Annotated in this window: 18 protein-coding genes and 1 rRNA gene; 13 read left to right on the top strand and 6 right to left on the bottom strand. The window is 41.9% G+C overall.

What is annotated here, in order from left to right; all coding sequences use genetic code 11:
• Positions 1-394: 394 nt before the first annotated feature.
• The 3 genes from V7K15_RS27335 to lysA all read right to left on the bottom strand — a co-directional run bounded on the left by V7K15_RS27335 (position 395) and on the right by lysA (position 3,562).
• Complete coding sequence (locus tag V7K15_RS27335) at positions 395-1,144, bottom strand: isoprenyl transferase (protein ID WP_334910731.1); 750 nt, start codon at positions 1,142-1,144, stop codon at positions 395-397.
• A complete protein-coding gene (cdaA, locus tag V7K15_RS27330; RefSeq protein ID WP_334910729.1) occupies positions 1,141-2,064 on the bottom strand; it encodes a diadenylate cyclase CdaA in 924 nt (307 codons plus the stop codon). Before cdaA ends, V7K15_RS27335 begins: the two co-directional genes overlap by 4 nt.
• Positions 2,065-2,158: 94 nt before the next feature.
• Complete coding sequence (gene lysA, locus V7K15_RS27325; RefSeq protein WP_334910727.1) at positions 2,159-3,562, bottom strand: diaminopimelate decarboxylase; 1,404 nt, start codon at positions 3,560-3,562, stop codon at positions 2,159-2,161.
• Positions 3,563-3,654: 92 nt separating this feature from the next.
• Between lysA and rimI the strand changes: the two genes are divergently transcribed.
• The 12 genes from rimI (at position 3,655) to V7K15_RS27265 (ending at position 15,602) form a co-directional block, all read left to right on the top strand.
• Positions 3,655-4,206: a ribosomal protein S18-alanine N-acetyltransferase gene (rimI, locus tag V7K15_RS27320; RefSeq protein ID WP_334910725.1), complete on the top strand. Its 552-nt coding sequence runs from the start codon at positions 3,655-3,657 to the stop codon at positions 4,204-4,206.
• Positions 4,207-4,623: 417 nt separating this feature from the next.
• Positions 4,624-7,092, top strand: coding sequence for an ATP-dependent Clp protease ATP-binding subunit (locus V7K15_RS27315; RefSeq protein WP_334910723.1), 2,469 nt, complete (start codon positions 4,624-4,626; stop codon positions 7,090-7,092).
• 84 nt (positions 7,093-7,176) lie between these two features.
• A complete protein-coding gene (locus tag V7K15_RS27310) occupies positions 7,177-7,449 on the top strand; it encodes a hypothetical protein (RefSeq protein WP_334910721.1) in 273 nt (90 codons plus the stop codon).
• A gap of 281 nt (positions 7,450-7,730) precedes the next feature.
• A complete protein-coding gene (locus V7K15_RS27305) occupies positions 7,731-8,003 on the top strand; it encodes a hypothetical protein (RefSeq protein ID WP_334910719.1) in 273 nt (90 codons plus the stop codon).
• Positions 8,000-8,365 (top strand): clan AA aspartic protease, encoded by a 366-nt coding sequence (locus V7K15_RS27300; protein ID WP_334910717.1) that lies wholly within the window; start codon positions 8,000-8,002, stop codon positions 8,363-8,365. Before V7K15_RS27305 ends, V7K15_RS27300 begins: the two co-directional genes overlap by 4 nt.
• A gap of 137 nt (positions 8,366-8,502) precedes the next feature.
• Positions 8,503-8,736, top strand: a complete 234-nt coding sequence (locus tag V7K15_RS27295; protein WP_334910715.1) for a hypothetical protein — start codon at positions 8,503-8,505, stop codon at positions 8,734-8,736.
• A 498-nt stretch (positions 8,737-9,234) separates the two neighbouring features.
• The gene (locus tag V7K15_RS27290; RefSeq protein ID WP_334910713.1) at positions 9,235-9,810 is read left to right on the top strand and encodes a TerD family protein; all 576 of its coding nucleotides are present in this window, start codon (positions 9,235-9,237) and stop codon (positions 9,808-9,810) included.
• Between the two features lie 58 nt (positions 9,811-9,868).
• Positions 9,869-10,444 carry a TerD family protein gene (locus V7K15_RS27285; RefSeq protein WP_334910711.1) on the top strand — a complete coding sequence of 192 codons (576 nt, stop codon included), beginning with the start codon at positions 9,869-9,871 and terminating at the stop codon, positions 10,442-10,444.
• A 10-nt stretch (positions 10,445-10,454) separates the two neighbouring features.
• The gene (locus tag V7K15_RS27280; RefSeq protein WP_334910709.1) at positions 10,455-11,057 is read left to right on the top strand and encodes a TerD family protein; all 603 of its coding nucleotides are present in this window, start codon (positions 10,455-10,457) and stop codon (positions 11,055-11,057) included.
• Between the two features lie 21 nt (positions 11,058-11,078).
• Complete coding sequence (locus tag V7K15_RS27275; protein ID WP_334910707.1) at positions 11,079-11,687, top strand: tellurium resistance protein TerA; 609 nt, start codon at positions 11,079-11,081, stop codon at positions 11,685-11,687.
• 1 nt (position 11,688) lies between these two features.
• Positions 11,689-12,390: a zinc-dependent metalloprotease family protein gene (locus tag V7K15_RS27270; protein ID WP_334910705.1), complete on the top strand. Its 702-nt coding sequence runs from the start codon at positions 11,689-11,691 to the stop codon at positions 12,388-12,390.
• Positions 12,391-12,644: 254 nt separating this feature from the next.
• The gene (locus tag V7K15_RS27265; RefSeq protein WP_334910703.1) at positions 12,645-15,602 is read left to right on the top strand and encodes a calcium-translocating P-type ATPase, PMCA-type; all 2,958 of its coding nucleotides are present in this window, start codon (positions 12,645-12,647) and stop codon (positions 15,600-15,602) included.
• A 913-nt stretch (positions 15,603-16,515) separates the two neighbouring features.
• Here V7K15_RS27265 and V7K15_RS27260 read toward each other — a convergent pair.
• The 3 genes from V7K15_RS27260 to rsmA all read right to left on the bottom strand — a co-directional run bounded on the left by V7K15_RS27260 (position 16,516) and on the right by rsmA (position 18,887).
• Positions 16,516-16,845 (bottom strand): DUF3082 domain-containing protein, encoded by a 330-nt coding sequence (locus V7K15_RS27260; RefSeq protein WP_334910702.1) that lies wholly within the window; start codon positions 16,843-16,845, stop codon positions 16,516-16,518.
• 163 nt (positions 16,846-17,008) lie between these two features.
• Complete coding sequence (gene ispE / locus V7K15_RS27255) at positions 17,009-17,962, bottom strand: 4-(cytidine 5'-diphospho)-2-C-methyl-D-erythritol kinase (RefSeq protein WP_334910700.1); 954 nt, start codon at positions 17,960-17,962, stop codon at positions 17,009-17,011.
• A gap of 100 nt (positions 17,963-18,062) precedes the next feature.
• Entirely contained in the window at positions 18,063-18,887 is an 825-nt protein-coding gene (rsmA, locus tag V7K15_RS27250; protein ID WP_334910698.1) for a 16S rRNA (adenine(1518)-N(6)/adenine(1519)-N(6))-dimethyltransferase RsmA, read from the bottom strand.
• A 736-nt stretch (positions 18,888-19,623) separates the two neighbouring features.
• On the opposite strand from rsmA, the gene V7K15_RS27245 reads away from it, so the two are divergent.
• Positions 19,624-19,709, top strand: a 16S ribosomal RNA gene (locus V7K15_RS27245); the annotation flags it as partial.

The following is a 19,709-nucleotide window of genomic DNA, read 5'->3' as shown; positions in this document are numbered from 1 at the left end:
GTTAGAAAGATTACCAAAGTGATGGGGTGATGGCATTTAACAGGGGCGCGACTAGATCATACTTATTAGGCAAGATATCACTCATTGGCAAATAACGCGATCGCATCAATATTATAGTGCTTCACGATCGCTTAGTTTGCTGTCCCGCAAAACGAGGTAAAATCCTTAGCTAACAAGAATCTAGTTTCTATTCCTTCCCAGAAAGACTCTGCATAAACTAAGATATGTGATGCCCTTCTCTACGAGACGCTGCGCGTAGCTTGCTTCCACGTTCGCGGAGCGTCTCGTAGAGAAGTGGTACGGCGCAGGCTCAGGGTAAGACCTGCGGCGGTAAACTACGCGCCTCTAATGCTGAATTACTTCTTAACTCAGCACTCTTAACTCCTCACTGATTTTAGACTTTCCCAAACCGCCGATCCCGTTGCTGGTAGGCACACAAGGCGCGGTGAAACTCAGCACGGTCAAAATCAGGCCAGAGAGTATCGGTGATGTAAATTTCCCCATAAGCCATTTGCCAGAGAAGGAAATTTGAGAGGCGCATTTCTCCACTTGTGCGAATTAACAAATCTGGGTCAGTAATTCCTGCTGTGTACAAGTGGCTCTCAAACAGATGTTCATCAATTTCATCAGGTTGTAGTAGACCTTGCTGAACTTGCTTGGCGATCGCCTGACAAGCTTGTAAAATCTCCTGCCGTCCGCCATAATTAGTTGCTACTGAAAACTGGATACCCTGATTATCCTTAGTTTCTTCCATTGAACGGGATATTTCTTGTTGGAGCGATCGTGGCAGGTCTTGCAAATTTCCCACAAACTTAATTTGAACATTCTCTTCGACCATTTCCCGCAGTTCTTGGCGCAAAACTCTTTGAAACAGAGTCATCAAAAAATCCACCTCTTCCTGCGGTCTTTTCCAGTTCTCTGTGGAGAAAGCATAAGCTGTCAGCGCTTGAATTCCCCAATCTTGACAACAGCGAAGTAAATCCTTGAGAGCATCTACTCCTCGCTTATGACCCATAATCCGGGGTAGACCCTGACGTTTAGCCCATCGACCATTGCCATCCATAATCACCGCAACGTGTTGCGGCAATAGTTCTCGTTTTAAGTCAGTAGGCAAATCTTGCAGTTTAGTTTGTTGTGCTGTCATTTTTTATCTCGAGAAGCGGTCGATGGTAATCTGAGTAAACGTGAAACCAGTGCTAGTGTTTTCCCACCTATCTGATGAACAAAACTCAACAGACCAGGAGCAACAGCTTCCCTATCCACGGTTGGGGACAAAAGATCCTCTAATGACTCTTTCAGCTTTTTAATCGTCAGTGGTCTATTTAGGGTTCCCCGTTCCGCTAAAGAAATGGAACCCGTTTCTTCAGATACAACCACACAAATGCAATTTTCGACCCGCTCAGTAATTCCCATTGCCGCCCGGTGGCGTGTTCCCAACTGGCGCGAGGCTGTGCGTCCCGAAAGTGGTAAAATTATACCCGATGACACAATCCTTGATCCCCGAATTAATGTCGCTCCATCGTGTAACAAAGTTTTCGGCTGAAAAATTGTCTGGATAAGTTCCTTAGAAACCTCCGCATTTAGCTTTACTCCGGGCACAGAAAAATCTCGCTCATCAATTTGCCCTGTGGTTTCCAAAATTAGTAAAGCTCCAATGCGGTTTTTTGACAATTCTTTAACAGCCTCAACAATTTCATCAATTACACTATCAGATTTGGGGATTGCCAAACGGTCGGGTTGAAACAGCTGGCGGAATTCGCCACGCCCCAATTGCTCCAAAAAGCGCCGAAACTCAGACTGGAGAGCAACTGCCATCGCCACAGCACAACCAATCACCAACTTTTCTAGTACAAAACTTAGCAGAGGTAGTCCTAATTTGCCACTTATTGTTGAGGCTAGCATTAAGATAATAAACCCCCGCACCATCCACAATGTCCGGCGCTCACTAATGATAACTAGTATCATATATGTCAGCGCCAGCACTAACACAATATCCAGAGTCCCAAGTAGCAAGGACTGTGACCATCCCAGGTTTATCAGCCATTGCTTCCACCAATCTCTCATGACATCTGGATTACACTTTTGCCTCTAATTACATTTAGTCATTAGTCATTAGTCATTTGTAATTAGTTCCTGACTAATGACCAATGACCAAGGACTAATGACTATTTTTCAGTCTTTCTGGTAGGCGGTCTTGTCGAATTAAGTCTTGATAAGTTTCACGTTGCAAAATTAAATTTGCTTCGCCATTCGCCACTACAACTGCTGCCGGTCGGGGTAAGCGGTTGTAATTAGATGCCATACTGTAATTGTAGGCACCAGTTCCCATAACTACGAGAATATCCCCTGGTTCAGTCTTTGGAAGTAGTGCATTGTGAATCAGAATATCTCCTGATTCACAATGTTTACCAGCAATTGTGACTGTTTCTGTTAAGGGAGAAGACATTTTATTAGCAACGACTGCCCGATAAACTGATTGGTAAGTAATCGGGCGGGGATTGTCAGACATTCCTCCATCAATTGCCACGTAGGTACGAATTTCTGGAATGACTTTGGATGAACCAACAGTATATGCAGTAACGCAAGCTGTGGCAATTAGCGATCGCCCCGGTTCACTAAGTAATTTCGGCAAAGGCAGATTTTCGGCTACGCAAGCTTCTTGGATAACTTCACAAATCGCCTTCACCCACTCTTCAATGCTGGGGGGATCATCTGATTCTGTATACTTAATCCCCAAACCGCCACCAACATTTAACTCTGTAATATTTAAACCATACTTCGTGGCATCCCGCACCCACTGCACCATAACAGCCGCTAAATCTTGATGCGGTTGGCGCTCAAAAATTTGGGAACCAATATGAGCGTGTACTCCTACGCAATTAAGGGCAGGTTGTTCACTGACAAAGGTAAAAACTTGATCTAGATCCTTGGGATCAAAGCCAAATTTGCTATCTAAGTGTCCCGTGCGGATATATTCGTGGGTGTGGCACTCGATACCAGGAGTTAACCGAAGCATGATTCGGATTGGTTGAGCAGGTTGGGCGATTTCCACAAGGGTACGCAACTCATACCAGTTATCCGCCACAATGGTAACACCAGACTTGATCGCTAAAATTAATTCTTCATGAGATTTATTATTTCCATGAAGGTAGATTTTCTGAGGACTAACACCCGCTTGCAAGGCGGTGTAAAGTTCGCCCCCAGAAACTACATCGATTCCTAAACCCTCAGAAGCCGCGATCGCACAAACTGCTAGACAATTCCAAGCTTTTGAGGCGTACAATACTTGAGATTCGCCCTTGTAATATTGCTTAAAAGCATCTCGATATTGCTGACAAGCCGAACGCAGGGTTTCTTCATCTAAAATATATAAAGGTGAACCAAACTGCTCAACTAGGGTTGTGACATCACACCCACCAATTTCCAGGAGGTGATGATCATCAACTCTGGCAGTCAAGGGTAAAAGTTCTTGATTAGGCGAGGGATTGGCGCTGCTGTCGCGCCTTTGAGGTAAATACTGACTTCCAGAATGTTGAACCCCAGTGGGGTGAGTCGATACCATAACTATAAAAATTGTCCTTGTTCAAATTACGGGCTTTAAGTTCGTCTTCTGATTCCCAGTTTACAAATGGTTTGTAATCTTATTCAATAAATGTGATCTCATTAGATTTAGAAATTCAATTACTGAAAATAGAGCATCTGAATGCATTGTTGGAACTGGATCAAGCCTGTTTTGGCGGCCTATGGACAATGGAGGGCTACCAACGAGAGTTGGACAGTCCCAACAGTGATCTGCTGGGTTTATTTTCCTCTGTCTCTAATTCGAGACTACTGGGAATGGGTTGCTTTTGGTCAATTTTAGAGGAAGCACACATTACAATATTGGCGGTTCATCCCCAATATCACCGTCAAGGTTTGGGACAGGCTTTATTATATTCACTTATTAAGACAGCTTGCGATCGCAAAATGGAGCGAGCTACCCTCGAAGTGCGAGCTTCCAACTTGGGGGCTATATCTTTATATCAAAAATTTGGCTTTAAAACAGCTGGGCGACGTCGGCATTACTACCAAGATAACGATGAAGACGCGCTTATCCTTTGGCTCCCAGATTTACAATACCCCCAATTTCAAGCAACTTTAGACCAGTGGTATTCCATGATCAGCGATCGCCTGGACAAATCCTCTTGGCACTTGCTTTTTAAATAGTCACGGATGATTAATTGGAATTATCGGGGCTGGCGATCGGCTTCAGCAAAAAAATGCAACTTTGCCGCGGCTTTTTATATTTAAATATTCTATATAAAAATTGTTTCACATAAGTAAAATTTATAAAAAATATTTTTATTTGACATTTGAAAATGGATGTGTTAAATATAAGTGTTTGGGATTGAGTAAAGAACTCCTAATATAAGCAGTCAGCTACTTGTAATAAATCCCAAAAAGGCTCGTGAACTAAAGCTCCTCAGTACACCAGCCAGATAAAAGTAGTCAATAGTTAACAATTAGCCCATCAACCCAAGTCATAGCTTCAGGATGTCTAGAATTTGTGATACAGACATCCAAAAGCTTTGCCTGTGCTAAAATCAGCATACCGGCACGACCGCAGGTGATGGGAAAAATGCCATGTTTGAACGCTTCACAGAAAAAGCCATTAAGGTAATCATGCTGGCCCAAGAAGAGGCCCGCCGTCTAGGTCACAACTTTGTCGGAACCGAGCAGATCCTCTTGGGTCTGATTGGCGAAGGGACTGGTGTGGCCGCCAAGGTGCTGAAATCAATGGGCGTCAATCTCAAAGATGCCCGAATTGAAGTTGAAAAAATTATCGGACGGGGATCAGGCTTTGTTGCCGTGGAAATTCCGTTTACGCCACGGGCAAAGCGAGTTCTAGAACTCTCCTTGGAAGAAGCACGCCAACTGGGGCATAACTACATTGGTACCGAGCATCTGCTGTTGGGCCTAATCCGCGAAGGGGAAGGCGTAGCAGCCAGGGTGTTAGAAAACCTCGGTGTGGATCTATCTAAGGTAAGAACCCAAGTCATCCGCATGTTAGGAGAAACTGCCGAAGTTTCACCAGGCGGTTCATCCGGGCGCACAAAAACCCCGACCCTGGATGAATTTGGCTCAAACCTGACCCAGATGGCAATGGACAATAAGCTCGATCCAGTGGTGGGACGCGCCAAGGAAATTGAGCGGGTGATTCAGATTTTGGGTCGCCGAACTAAAAATAACCCAGTGCTGATTGGGGAACCAGGGGTTGGTAAAACTGCGATCGCTGAAGGTTTAGCTTCCCGCATTGCCACTAAAGATATCCCTGACATCCTAGAAGATAAACGCGTCGTCACCCTAGATATTGGTTTGCTCGTAGCAGGAACCAAGTATCGGGGTGAATTTGAAGAACGCTTGAAAAAAATCATGGATGAAATCCGCTCTGCGGGTAATGTCATTCTCGTGATTGATGAGGTACACACCTTAATTGGTGCGGGTGCAGCAGAAGGTGCCATTGACGCAGCAAATATCCTTAAGCCAGCCTTGGCTAGGGGTGAGTTGCAGTGCATCGGTGCTACAACCCTAGATGAATACCGGAAGCACATCGAGCGAGATGCAGCACTGGAGCGGCGTTTCCAACCAGTAATGGTTGGCGAACCTACAGTTGATGAAACAATTGAAATTTTGTATGGTCTGCGCGAACGCTACGAGCAACACCACAAACTGAAAATCTCCGACGAAGCATTGGTAGCGGCGGCGAAATTGTCAGACCGTTACATTAGCGATCGCTTCCTCCCAGATAAAGCCATCGACTTAGTTGATGAAGCTGGTTCTAGGGTGCGCTTGATTAACTCTCAGCTGCCACCCGCAGCCAAAGAGTTAGACAAAGAGCTGCGTCAGATATTAAAAGAAAAAGATGACGCGGTGCGCTCTCAAAACTTTGATAAAGCTGGGGAATTGCGCGATCGCGAGATGGAAATTAAAGCCGAAATCCGGGCGATCGCTCAAAGCAAGACCAATGCAACTGGCACAGAAGGTGATGAACCTGTAGTTACAGAAGAAGACATTGCTCACATTGTCGCTTCCTGGACTGGGGTACCGGTGAACAAACTCACCGAATCTGAATCTGAAAAGCTGCTGCACATGGAAGACACCTTGCATCAGCGTTTAATTGGTCAAGATGAAGCTGTGAGAGCAGTTTCACGGGCAATTCGTCGCGCTCGTGTCGGTTTAAAAAATCCCAATCGACCCATAGCTAGCTTTGTCTTCTCTGGGCCGACTGGTGTAGGTAAAACCGAGTTGGCGAAGTCCTTGGCTGCATACTTCTTCGGTTCGGAAGAAGCGATGATCCGCTTAGATATGTCCGAATACATGGAGCGTCACACCGTCAGCAAGCTGATTGGTTCACCTCCAGGTTATGTTGGTTATAACGAAGGTGGTCAGCTAACCGAAGCCGTGCGGCGGCGTCCTTATACCGTGGTGCTGTTCGACGAAATCGAAAAAGCGCACCCGGATGTATTCAATATGCTGCTGCAAATTTTGGAAGATGGTCGGTTAACCGATGCCAAAGGTCGCACGGTGGACTTCAAGAACACCTTGCTGATTTTAACTTCCAATATTGGTTCTAAGGTAATTGAAAAAGGCGGTAGTGGTATCGGCTTTGAGTTCTCCGAAGATGCCACCGAGTCAACTTACAACCGGATTCGCTCATTGGTGAACGAAGAATTGAAGCAGTACTTCCGTCCAGAGTTCCTCAACCGACTCGATGAAATTATCGTCTTCCGTCAGTTGAGCAAGCCTGAAGTGACACAAATCGCCGAAATTATGCTCAAGGAAGTATTTGGTCGTCTGACGGAAAAGGGTATTACCTTAGAAGTCACCGATCGCTTCAAGGATCGCTTGATCACTGAAGGTTACAGTCCCAGCTACGGCGCAAGGCCGTTACGTCGAGCGATTATGCGGCTGTTAGAAGATAGCCTAGCAGAAGAAATTCTGTCTGGGCGCATTAAAGATGGCGATACTGCGATCGTTGATGTGGATGAGAATGGCGTTGTGCAAGTTAGTTCTGAACAGCGTCGGGAATTGTTACCCCAAGGTGTTGAGTAATATTTAGGGTTTGGGATTTAATCTAAAAATCCCAAATTAAAAAACGGTAGAGTATTAATTGCTCTACCGTTTTTTTGTTTGAATATGTCTAATGCAGAGGACGAATACCGTGTTATTCCCCCACAAGATCAAATGAAGAATAACTGGGAATCTATGGAAGTATGGATAGATCCAAGTCATTCCCCTCCATATGTTCTTTTATTGCTTTGCGACAGTGAAGATAACTGTCAGATTTATGATCCGGCACAGGGTTATAAAGTTGTATTTTCTAGTAATAACTATGATGAAGCGAAGTTATATTTACTAGAAGATGAGTTTGAATCAGTTCAAAGTAGGGTGTTAGCTGCGGAATTATAGCGGTTCTCAGTTGGGTGCAATACGCCCGATTATTGGGGAGTCCAAAACCAGAATTCAGGAGAACTTTATATTCTGACTCCTGACTCCAAGCTGTGTTAGGTGTATTTTAGTCATCTGAAATCGCCATAGTTTGAAATTGATTCATTTGTCAGAGAAAGAAAATCAGGTGATCGCTATTTGTTTTCTTGCTTAACCCAAAGATAACAGTAGAAAATTCAGTTTGAAGCCACAACAAATAATCAAGTAGAATTAGTACACAGTAGCAACAAAGGAGCAAAGCTATGCAAAGCATACTTTTAAGCCGCGAAGAAGTTGGGCGACGTGCGAAAGAATTATATGAAAATAGCATTCGTCAACAAGTAGAACGAGAAGAAAACATCGGTAAAATGGTGATTATCGATATAGAAACAGGTGAATACGCAATTGATAAAATAGGCTTAGAATCGGCACGATATTTACGTAATAAAAACCCATTTGCTCGACTTTTTGGTATTCGCATTGGTTACAAAGTTGCTGCTTCCTTCAGTGGTGAGATGCAGCGTGATTATCGGTGATTTCTGGTATTGTCAAGAACGGACGCGCAACCGTTAATATCATATTTCGACTGCCCAATCAACCAGATTTTACTATTGAATTTGTTATCGATACAGGTTTTACAGAGTTTCTTTCCCTACCCCCAACAGCAGTTACTCTGTTGGGTTTTCCTTTTGTATATGATATGTATGCAAATTTAGCTGACAATAGCAATGTAATCTTGCCAGTACATCAAGCTACCATTATTTGGAATGGAGAAGAACGGGAAGTGAATGTACTTGCGATAGGAAAGCGACCTTTGTTAGGAACTGCTTTACTTGATGGGTATGAACTTGTCATACAGTTTACCGAGGGCGGTTTAGTAACAATTGATGAGTTGTAGTTGCTTTCTGGATATATTGGCTTTCTATCAATAGCAATGAGAATTATTACCCCAAGGGATTGAATAGGATTTAAAATTTTAGCTTTATCGTTACCATGTTAGATTGATCCGATAAGCACTAAAAGGTGTTTCAAGTTATGACCTTCAGTGATGTAGTTGAAGCAATTAAAAGTCTTTCCAGCGAAGAGAAGTTAGAAATTCAACTGTTATTACAGCAATATCTACGGGAAGAAAGACGTGAAGAGATTTATCAAAATTTTCAGGCGGCGCAAGTAGAACAGCAAAATAGTGAACTAAAGTTTTCCTCAAATATAGATGAACTGAGAAATTTGATTTTTCAAATACACGTAGGATGCGTTAACGAAGCGTAACGTACTCCGTCCTAATGCACCCTACATATACTTAGATTTTTTCAAAAATCAAATCGGATTGCTATATCAGATAACTAATAGATTAGACCTCTTGCAAAAGTCCCAAAACCTCAGCCTTAATCCCCTCCTCGCTTGCGGGGAGGGGAGACAAAGCGTAGCTTTGGCGGGGTGGGGTTCTTATTTCTGATTTATGTAAGAAGTCTATTAATTAACAGCTTAAGTAGTAACACTTAAAAAAAACTCAATTCAACAAAAAGTAAAATAAGTATTTTTACTAAGGTTGTTTGTAAAAAAAATACATAATAATTAAAGAGTGAATCTGTAATAGTTTAAATAGCAGCTTTTCATTAATATCAGTCAGGGATGAATACATCTCAAAAAATCAGGTGATATGAAAAAGCTAATTTTCTAGTAATGTTTTGAGTGCATTGCTACCAATTTTATGCAGATTATTTGCACCTTTGCATACAACAATTATCTCGATAGGACAATTTATAAATGACAATTACATTAACAAAAGGTCAGCGTATCTCACTTGCGAAAGTTGCACCAGGTTTATCCGAAGTGTTTGTTGGTTTAGGATGGGATGTGAAAGCTACAGACACTGGTCAAGACTTTGATTTAGATGCATCTGTCTTTCTATTAAATGCAAATGGAAAGCTGATTTCTGATGCTCACGTTATCTTTTATAACAACCAAACAAGTCCCGATCCAGAGAAATCAGTTGAACATACTGGAGATAATCTCACAGGCGCTGGTGAAGGAGATGATGAAGTCATCAAAATTAATCTCAAAAAAGTTCCTGCTGATATTCAAACAATTCTAATTGCAGTAACGATTCATGAAGCCGAGGTGCGGCGTCAGAATTTTGGTCAGGTGCAAAATGCGTTTGTGCGAGTTGTTAACTCTCAAACTAATGAAGAAGTTGTTCGCTACGACCTTGTGGAGGACTACTCTACAGAAACATCGATGATTATGGCTGAACTTTACATCAAAGATAGTGAATGGCGTCTCAACGCTGTAGGTTCTGGTTATCAAGGTGGCTTACAAGCACTTCTTGAACGCTACAAATAGGCAACTATTGCAGAGACATAACTGATACTAGTAAAAAATTTAAGGAGTCTACCAAATCATGGCAGTTACACTTACAAAAGGACAACGTATATCACTCGATAAAGTTGCACCAGGGCTAACTGAGGTATTTGTTGGTCTTGGATGGGATGTCAAAGCAATGGACACCGGCTTCGCTTTTGATTTAGATGCATCAGCTTTCATAGTGGGGAGTAACGATAAACTAATTTCAGATAACCACTTCATTTTCTACAACAATCTTCTCAGCCCAGATCTAAATAACTCAGTTCAACATACAGGAGATAATCTAACAGGCGCAGGCGATGGTGATGATGAAGTCATCAAAATTAATCTGCAAAAGGTTCCTGCTGAGGTTCATAAAATTTTTATTACTGTAACCATTCATGAAGCCGCAGAACGGAAGCAAAATTTTGGTCAAGTTCAAAATGCTTTTGTGCGCGTCGTTAATGCTCAGAGCAATCAAGAAGTAGTCCGATATGACCTAGTGGAGGATTACTCAATCGAAACTGCATTAATTATGGCTGAACTCTATCGTAAAGACGGAGAATGGCGTTTAAATGCCGTTGGTTCAGGTTATCAAGGTGGATTAAAAGCTTTACTAGACCGTTTTAGCTAGGAGATTGAGTATGGCAATTAGTTTACAGAAAGGACAACGGATTTCACTTTCTAAAGAAGCGCCTGGTTTAAGCAAAATGATGTGTGGACTGGGCTGGGATGTCGCTAAACGCTCAGGCGGTGGATTTTTTAAGAATTTTGGTGGTGGTCAAGACTATGACCTAGATGCATCTGTAATCTGTCTGGATGTAAATGGCAAGTTAACGGCTAAAGAGAATATTATCTTCTTCGGAAATCTTCAGCATTTGTCTGGAGCCATAACTCACACAGGGGACAATTTAACTGGTGCAGGTGATGGTGATGATGAAGTGATTATTGTTGATTTGCCGCGCGTACCTGCCGAGATTGTCAAGTTACTTTTCGTAGTCAATATTTACGATTCCATTGCCCGTAAGCAAGACTTTAGTCAAATTGAAAATGCTTTTGTGCGCCTGGTTAATGCAGCTAATAACAAAGAGCTGGCTCGATATAACCTCTCTGGTAAGGAGTATTTGGGCATGACTGGGATGGTCTTGGCTGAAGTTTATCGACACAATGATGACTGGAAAATGGCAGCTATTGGCAATGGTGTCAATGTCAATGGTATAGGTGAACTCGCTAGTTCCTACTCTTAAATACTGAGCAAACTTGTAATTATGGCTATTACACTTCAAAAGAGTGGCGATTCCCACAAAATAGACCTGAGTAAGGCAGGTAAATCTAAGCCACTAACGGTTCATATCAACCTGAATTGGAATCAGCTATCGAATCAAAACGCTGGATTCTTTTCCAAGCTGCTTGGAGGTAACAATGCTCCTGACCTTGACTTAGGCTGTATGTATGAAGCTGTTAATGGCGAAAAAGGGGTTATCCAACCTTTAGGAGGAAATTTTGGCTCAAAAAATTCTCCTCCTTACATCTTTCTTGATAAAGATGACCGTACCGGAGCAGCCTCAGACGGCGAAAATATGTTCATTTACAGACCAGACACAATTAAACGAGTGATGTTTTTTGCCCTGATTTATCGGGGAATACCCGATTTTAAGTCTGTAGGTGGTCGGATGCTTTTCAAAATCAGTAATGGCGAGGAAATTTATCTAGAACTTAATAACCCAGATACAAATCGACCTTTCTGTGCTGCGGCTATGGTTAACAATCTGGGATCTGAAGTAACAATTTTGAAGGAAGAGAAATACTTTAGTGGTCATGAAGAAGCAGACAAACACTACCATTTTGGCTTTAATTGGGTAGCTGGTTCTAAGTAAAATGTCGCTCTACGATCGCCTGAATCTAACTAAGACAAATCCTAACCTAGAAGTTCCGATTTGGGAACGTATTAATCTTGATAGACCTTCAAAACCTTGCTGTCAAGGTTGCCGTTCTCGTATCCAAACTAATTGGCGAATGTGTCCATATTGTGGATGGTTGATTGTTGGAAAAAACAGCGAAATTCGCCATTGTCTTTGGGTGAATATTTCAGGCATGATTATCGATACTGAAGATAATAGCACCATGCTAGAAGTTATGGCAGATGCGCTTGCTAAAGTCTTCAGTGCTTTTAGAAGTATTAATGTGTTTTTGACCTCAGAGCCACCCGATGAAAAAGAGTGGAACCAAAACTTTACCCATATCTATGTGTTAGTTGCTCAGCAACCAGTTGACTACTTAGGAATAGCTAGTTTCACTCATGGGAAAGTTACAAATATTGCTGCTGTTCGCCTAGATCAAATACTTCATGTCTCTGATCAAGCAAGTCTAAATTTGGCTCAATTGTCTAATTTGATTGCTAATACTATTACCCACGAAATTGGTCACACTTTGGGATTAGATCACTCCCAACTAGCAACAGATGTGATGCACGATGGACTCGATCATGGAATTCACAGTTTGATGCCTCCTTCATTCCATGTTGAGCAGATCATCTTGATGAATAATGCTATTCGTAAACATAAATCTTCATCAATATGAATTGGTATTGAACTTCTAAACTTTGAGCAAGTATTGAAAATTCGTCATTATTCACTTTGAAAAGCATTCAATATAGCAGTTATCGGTTGAGTGAGGTACAAGGAACCCCACCCCCAACCCCCTTCCCGCAAGCGAGGAGGGGGCTATGATGTACCTCATCTGATTAGGAAACGCTATATTCTCCTTTGGCGGCACTCTTCTTAGCTAAAGGACTTTGAGATTTAAATCCTTTTATTTAGGTACAAAAACTGAATATGCTTACTCGTAAAACCAGCGATCGCGTTCTGCCATTTCAGGGACTCACATCGGCTCAGGTAAAACTTAACCGCGAAAAGTATGGCGCTAACATTTTTACTCCCCCAGAACGCGAACCCTTGTGGAAATTGTTCTTAGAAAAATTTGAAGATCCAGTAATTCGGATTCTGATGATTGCGGCAGCGATCGCTATTAGTGTCGGTATTTTTGAAGGTGAATATGCTGAAGGCTTAGGTATTGTGGCTGCTATCTTATTAGCCACAACTCTCGCTTTTGCCAACGAATACAAAGCCAGTAAAGAATTTGATATTCTCAACCAAGTTTATGACGAAGTTTTTATCAAAGTCATTCGGGATAACAGCTTTACCACGGTTAAGCGCAAAGATTTAGTTTTTGGTGATGTTGTATATGTAGAACAAGGTGAAGAAATCCCAGCTGATGGACAAATTTTAGAAGAAATTTCTCTAGAAATTGACCAGTCAAAAATCACGGGAGAAGCGGAACCAGTCAAAAAGCTTACTCAGGCTAACGCAGAAAATCAAGGTATTGAAGAAGAAACTTACCCACCTTACAAGATTTATCGCAGTACGATTGTTGAAGAAGGACAGGGTTATTTTGAAGTCACTGCTGTTGGTGACAATACAGAAATTGGTAAATTGGCAACAGCAATTGCTAGCATCGAAAACACCGAAGATACACCGCTTAATCATCAACTAGAAAAACTTAGTAAACTGATTGGTGTAGTTGGTCTGGGATTTGCTGGTTTCACTTTCGTATCTTTACTGGTGCGCGGTTTTGTCACTAAAGAATTAAGCCTGAGTTCTCAACAGTGGTATGTTGTCGGACTGTCAATTATTAGTGTATTAATCGCACTTAGCCGAGTATGGCTACCTGTGGTTTATGATGCTTCGGAGTTAGCTGGTAACAAACTTGTAGCACCGAAATGGTTGGAAAATAATAGTTTTCTTAGTTGGCTGAAAACAGTTGGAATAGGACTAATATTTTTAACTATCGGACTTGGTTTAGGCTATCCTCTAGGACTAATCCCTAGCTCTATAAATAGCTGGGTTCCTAGTAGTGTTGCCAAAGCATTACTGCACTACTTTATGGTAGCTGTGACAATTATTGTGGTAGCTGTGCCAGAAGGTTTGGCGATGAGTGTTACCCTCAGCCTTGCCTACAGTATGAAAAAGATGGCGGCTTCTAATAATTTGGTGCGTCGGATGCACGCTTGCGAAACAATTGGTTCAGCTACGGTAATTTGCTCTGATAAGACTGGCACTCTTACCCAAAATCAAATGCGGGTGTATGAAGTCAATTTTCCCAGTCTTAATTCTCAATTGTTGCCAGCACTTAAAGATGTTAAAGGTTTAATAGCGGAGGCGATCGCAGTTAATAGTACTGCTGATTTAGAGAAAAAACCTTTGCAGCCTTCTCGTCCTATTGGCAATCCCACAGAAGGAGCTTTACTTTTATGGCTAGATAGCCAGGATATTGATTACATATCTTACCGGGGTAACTTTCAAATCAAATCTCGAATGCCTTTTTCTGGTCATCAAAAATACATGGCTACAATCGGCATTTCCTCTGTAACTGGAGAAGATGTGCTTTATGTGAAAGGAGCGCCAGAGGTAATTTTGGAGCGTTGCTCGCAGATTCTCACAGAGCAAGGACTAGAATCACTCAAGAATAAAGCCGCGATCGCATCTGCAATTAAACAATATCAAAGACGAAGAATGCGGGCACTAGGGTTTGCTTATCATAACGTCTCACAGCATTCGAGTCAGACGAACTTGGACGAAATTGCTCACGATATGACGTGGCTGGGGTTTGTGGCAATTTCAGATCCCTTGCGTCCAGAAGTACCTGATGCAATCCAAGCCTGTTTACACGCAGGAATACAAGTCAAAGTTGTAACAGGTGATAACTCGGAGACAGCTAAGGAAATTGCTCGTCAAATTGGACTTTGGCAAGAAGAAGATGACTTTAATAGCGGTTATTTACATTTTACTGGTCAACAATTTGCCCAACTGAGTGACGAAGAAGCAAATCAGGCGGTGCTGCAATTAAAGGTACTTTCCAGAGCGCGACCACTTGATAAGCTGCGGCTAGTGAAACTGTTACAGGAAAATGGTGAAATGGTTGCTGTCACCGGAGATGGTACAAACGATGCAGCTGCTCTCAAGCAAGCTCAGGTAGGTTTAGCAATGGGAAGTGGTACAGCGATCGCTAAAGAAGCTAGTGATATCATTTTGCTTGACGATTCTTTCCACAGTATTGTAAATGCAGTTGTTTGGGGGCGATCGCTTTACCTAAATATCCAACGATTTATTCTGTTTCAGTTAACAATCAACGTTGTGGCGTTGGGAATTGCTTTAATTGGGCCATTTATCGGTGTAGCGCTACCTCTAACTATCACCCAAATGCTCTGGGTGAACTTAATTATGGATACCTTTGCTGCTTTGGCTTTGGCGACAGAACCCCCTCATTTGAGCGTGATGCAGCACTCTCCTCGTAACCCGCAAGCCTTTATTGTCACCAAAGCAATGGCACAGAATATTTTTACTGTTGGGTTAGCATTTTTGATTTTTCTGATTGGTTTCTTACGCTACATCCGTCGGGATGGGGAAATCACTCCTTATGAGCTTTCCGTGTTCTTCGGCGTGTTCGTAATGTTACAGTTCTGGAATTTGTTCAATGCTCGATGCTTGGGGTTAAAGCAGTCTGCCTTGAAAGGCTTGTCTAAGAATAAAGGATTTGTAGCGATCGCTAGCACCATTTTTGTCGGACAGATATTGATTATTCAGTTTGGTGGTAACGTTTTTAGAACAGTACCTTTGTCTTTGGTGGACTGGATAAATGTAATTGTTGGAACATCAACAGTGCTTTGGATTGGTGAGCTATGGCGCCTCATAATGCGGTTGAAATTGAAAAATCATCTGCGACAATCCTATTAACTACTTGGCAGATGGTTGGTAAAGCGATGTCAAAAACAATATCGGTAGTTTTAATCCCAAGGGGTTGAGTAAAATTTAGAACTGGGATTAAATCTTAAATAGAAAGTTGTAAAACGGTAGAGTATTTATTACTCTACCGTTTTTTGTGTAAAAATATCTGGGGTTTGAGCAATGATATGAAAAAAGCAGAGTGATTACTTTGGTTGGATCTATTACAAGTCAACTTATTTCTAAATTCAATTTAACTGCCAAGCTAAATCGACCGTAAAATATACTTTTTCCATCCTTGATTTCTCTAATACGTTGATCGGAGCCTAGCATTTTGTCTCTAATACCAATTTTGTATGAAGATGCACATAACACACCCCCCTGTAGTCCCCCCGATGCCTTGGGGGGACGGCATAGCCGGGGGGTAAATATATGCAGCTTCACAAATAAACGGTATAAGTTTCAATACCTCTACCTTGATTAGTGGAGAAAGATTATCCCAAAAATTCAATGACGTTCTTGGTGGTAAAATAATATTAATTTTAGGCAAAGATATTTCTTGATTATCTTGATTTAGAATAAAAGGAATCGGTTTTTGCACACGAACTTTTTGACGACCTTCGAGAAATCTTAGATGGAGACTACGCAACAAAACTGATATTAATAGGGGGAACAATTCAACCGCTTGTATTCCCAGATGTTTCTATTGTGGTGGAACAAATTATTAACAGCTAAGATAATTTATAGCCTTTTTTATATCTTTGAACTACAATCATGTGTAAATTAGTACTTCTATGCTAATCTAGCTTATAGTTTAATTACCTGAAAATTGCTGAGATATTGCTTAACTAAAACCCATTGCATTTTTGTATATAATATGTATGCAGATTTCGCTGACATCAGGTTGCTGATTAAAAACAAATTACTAGTTTTCACTACTTTTTTCTTTGGTCAACTGCTGTACTAATAATTGCACTCCCAAAGCCAACAAACCAATTGCCACTATACCAAATATTCCGCTTCCCAAAGCAACTACGCCAACAACCAAAGTACGAACAGCAGAAGAAATCTTCACCACTAATGGATTAATTGAATGGATAGGTTTAGTAGCAAAATTTGTGGCGATCGCAATCATCAGCGAATACACTGCAAATCCCATTCCTCCCGAAATCACCGCCCCAGTTAAACAGCGTAATGGACTCGTACTCGCCGGTACTTTAGTATCTGTTTGTGGTGTTAACTTTTGGTCATTCATAACATTTTATATTTTAGATTTTGCACTGGAGCATTAGGAATAATTCTTGTCCTCAGCTAATCGTCATTCAATTTGCATCTTTGCGTCTTTTTAGCGATTTGAACTATGCAACTTAAAAGCTCATCAGCTTATTCCCCATACTCCATTAACGATAAAGATTTATTTAAACTGAAGATCCCACCTGAATCCCATGTGTAATTGTCCGAGTCACAAACAATTCTAAGTCTTCATCAAGAATTGCTTCCCTCACTTGCAGCTTAACTTGTTCTGCCTGCTGTTGAGACTCCAAAAGAGCAAATACTGTTGGGCCAGAACCAGACATCATTGTTCCTAAAACGCCTTCCTGATTTGCAAACACCTCTCGCAGTTGCAAGACTTGGGGATAGGATGGCAATATCACGCGCTCCAAATCATTGTGCAGTTTTTGGGCAATTTTTCCCGCATCTTTATCCAGGATAGTTTTTACTATTGCTCCTGAATGAACTGCATTAGTACGGGCTGCCAAATTGTCGCTATCTCTAATATAAGAATTACCAAACTGCTGTCGATAGGTTTTGTATGCCCAAGCGGTGGAAACTTCCAGGCTGCGGTATTTTGCCAACACTATATATATGTTATCCAAACTTGGCAGAGGAGAAAGTTGCTCACCTCTACCTGTTGCGATCGCAGTTCCACCCGCTACACAAAACGGTACATCTGAACCAAGTGTGCCTCCCAACTCCTCTAATTCTGACTGAGTTAATCCCAATTTCCACAGTAAATCTATCCCCACCAACACAGCAGCTGCATTCGTGGAACCCCCAGCCAACCCAGCAGCTACAGGAATCTGCTTGTTGATGGTAATCTCCACGCCTCCATATTTAGCAAAGGCTTCGGGAAATTGCCTCGCCATTAATTCTGCTGCGCGGTATGCCAGATTACTTTTATCTGTCGGTACTTGTGGGTGATTGCAGTGAACACGGATGCTGTCAGTGCTAATAGAACGCACATCAATTTCGTCTGCAAGACCAATACTCTGAAGTATCATGGCTAACTCATGATAGCCATCAGGGCGATCGCCAATGATTTCCAGATACAAGTTAATTTTGGCAGGGGCAATTAGGGTGTAGTAACGCATTTTAAAAGTTTAAAGTTAGAAGTTATCGGTTACTAGTTGGGAATGGGTGAATTTTTAGTTTTGAATCAAAGCAATCATCTAGATGTTCACTCTTAACTCCTCACTCCTCACTTTTAACTCCTAACTCATTTGCTAGGATTACCCATTGCTGAACGCTGAGGTCTTCGGCTCTGGCTTGGGGATTTACTTCTAATTGTTCCAGTAAGTGGCTCAGGCGATCGCGTTCTATAACTGATTGCAAATTATTTCGTAACATTTTCCGCTTGGCACCAAACCCCAACTTTAAGAAGTTCTCTAACTGTCGGGGATTAAGTGCTGGTATTCCTATTTTTCGGGGGCGCAATCGCACCACTGCTGAATCGACTTTTGGCGGTGGATGGAATGCGATCGCTGGAACTGTGCAGATTAACTCACATTCAGCCAAATACTGTACCCGCACACTCAACGCCCCAAATGCTTTTGATCCTGGTTTAGCATACAACCTTTCTGCTACTTCTTTTTGTACCAACAACACTATTGAGTCAAATGGTTCAGGGTTGGGGTTGGCGATCGTACCCAGTAGTTTCTCAATGATCGGCCCTGTAATATTGTAGGGGATATTCGCTACTACTTTATTTGGCTGTTGGAAATTGGGAAAAGCTACCAGATGAGATGGTAAATCCAGAGTGAGAAAATCGCCTTGCAACAGTAAAAAATTTTCAGTCTTACCAAGTTGCTTTGCCAATAGTTGGCATAAGTCGCGGTCTATTTCAACTGCAACCAGAGATTGCACTAACGGTAATAAACGACGAGTCAGAATGCCGGTTCCAGGCCCAATTTCCAGGATGCGATCGCATCCTGTACACTCTGCTGCTTGAATAATTGCGTCGAGCGCCTTTTCACTTTTGAGCCAATGTTGAGCAAAGAGCTTACGCGGTCGAATCATCTGTATTTATTGCCTAGTCTAGTTTTTAGGTTTTTCTCAAAAATTCTGGTTAAAAAATCTGATTGGACAATTATCATGGCGATGCCTTCTTTGCCAGAGGCTACGCGTAGCTTGCTTAATAGTAGGGGTACGCCAACCCACTTAAATCTTCGGAGTCATTGCGGTAATTTTTCTTTTTCCCACTTCCTCAAATTTATTGCTCATAATCCTGACAAAATCACTACCTTATAAATGGTGAAATCCGTCTACAGCGCTAGACTCACTGTAACGGATCTTCATATAAGGGACTGCCTATCTTCTCTTGCCTACGAGAAACTGTGCTAGCCAGACGCTCCGAGAAGGTAGCGTAGCCTCTTCGAGTACTCGAATGTCGATACAACCCACATTCGGTATCCTAAACTGTCACACCACAAGGTTCAGCCACTTCGTATTCGCGTCTTTTCTGTTCCTTAACCCATTCACCTGAAAGTAATGCCAGTCAGGCTATTTGCCCTTTTATAAAAAAAAATGACTTTACCCCTTGACAAACTAGGGAATGAATAGTTACTCTAGTTAAGTGCGAAGGCGAAAGAAGCCAACGACCGCTGAACCTAAAAAACATAATACTTTGAAAGCTTAATAAAAAACCAATCCTCGTCAAAAGATTTAACTTTTGGGATTTACTGAAAAGTTAATCGAAATTATAACTAGGATTCCGGGAAATATTTTTTCCGGAGCCGCAAACTCGAAACAAACCAAAACGGAGAGTTTGATCCTGGCTCAGGATGAACGCTGGCGGTATGCTTAACACATGCAAGTCGAACGAAACCTTTCGGGGTTTAG

Source organism: Nostoc sp. (genome assembly GCF_036919815.1).
Taxonomy (GTDB): domain Bacteria; phylum Cyanobacteriota; class Cyanobacteriia; order Cyanobacteriales; family Nostocaceae; genus Nostoc.
This window is presented reverse-complemented; position numbering and strand designations above follow the sequence as displayed.

What these genes read in the sequence shown, in the direction of transcription:
- V7K15_RS27335 (WP_334910731.1), bottom strand. Translation starts at nt 1,144, where the DNA reads ATGACAGCACAACAAACTAAACTGCAAGATTTGCCTACTGACTTAAAA.
- cdaA (WP_334910729.1), bottom strand. Translation starts at nt 2,064, where the DNA reads ATGAGAGATTGGTGGAAGCAATGGCTGATAAACCTGGGATGGTCACAG.
- lysA (WP_334910727.1), bottom strand. Translation starts at nt 3,562, where the DNA reads ATGGTATCGACTCACCCCACTGGGGTTCAACATTCTGGAAGTCAGTAT.
- V7K15_RS27315 (WP_334910723.1), top strand. Translation starts at nt 4,624, where the DNA reads ATGTTTGAACGCTTCACAGAAAAAGCCATTAAGGTAATCATGCTGGCC.
- V7K15_RS27310 (WP_334910721.1), top strand. Translation starts at nt 7,177, where the DNA reads ATGTCTAATGCAGAGGACGAATACCGTGTTATTCCCCCACAAGATCAA.
- V7K15_RS27305 (WP_334910719.1), top strand. Translation starts at nt 7,731, where the DNA reads ATGCAAAGCATACTTTTAAGCCGCGAAGAAGTTGGGCGACGTGCGAAA.
- V7K15_RS27295 (WP_334910715.1), top strand. Translation starts at nt 8,503, where the DNA reads ATGACCTTCAGTGATGTAGTTGAAGCAATTAAAAGTCTTTCCAGCGAA.
- V7K15_RS27290 (WP_334910713.1), top strand. Translation starts at nt 9,235, where the DNA reads ATGACAATTACATTAACAAAAGGTCAGCGTATCTCACTTGCGAAAGTT.
- V7K15_RS27285 (WP_334910711.1), top strand. Translation starts at nt 9,869, where the DNA reads ATGGCAGTTACACTTACAAAAGGACAACGTATATCACTCGATAAAGTT.
- V7K15_RS27280 (WP_334910709.1), top strand. Translation starts at nt 10,455, where the DNA reads ATGGCAATTAGTTTACAGAAAGGACAACGGATTTCACTTTCTAAAGAA.
- V7K15_RS27275 (WP_334910707.1), top strand. Translation starts at nt 11,079, where the DNA reads ATGGCTATTACACTTCAAAAGAGTGGCGATTCCCACAAAATAGACCTG.
- V7K15_RS27270 (WP_334910705.1), top strand. Translation starts at nt 11,689, where the DNA reads ATGTCGCTCTACGATCGCCTGAATCTAACTAAGACAAATCCTAACCTA.
- V7K15_RS27265 (WP_334910703.1), top strand. Translation starts at nt 12,645, where the DNA reads ATGCTTACTCGTAAAACCAGCGATCGCGTTCTGCCATTTCAGGGACTC.
- V7K15_RS27260 (WP_334910702.1), bottom strand. Translation starts at nt 16,845, where the DNA reads ATGAATGACCAAAAGTTAACACCACAAACAGATACTAAAGTACCGGCG.
- ispE (WP_334910700.1), bottom strand. Translation starts at nt 17,962, where the DNA reads ATGCGTTACTACACCCTAATTGCCCCTGCCAAAATTAACTTGTATCTG.
- rsmA (WP_334910698.1), bottom strand. Translation starts at nt 18,887, where the DNA reads ATGATTCGACCGCGTAAGCTCTTTGCTCAACATTGGCTCAAAAGTGAA.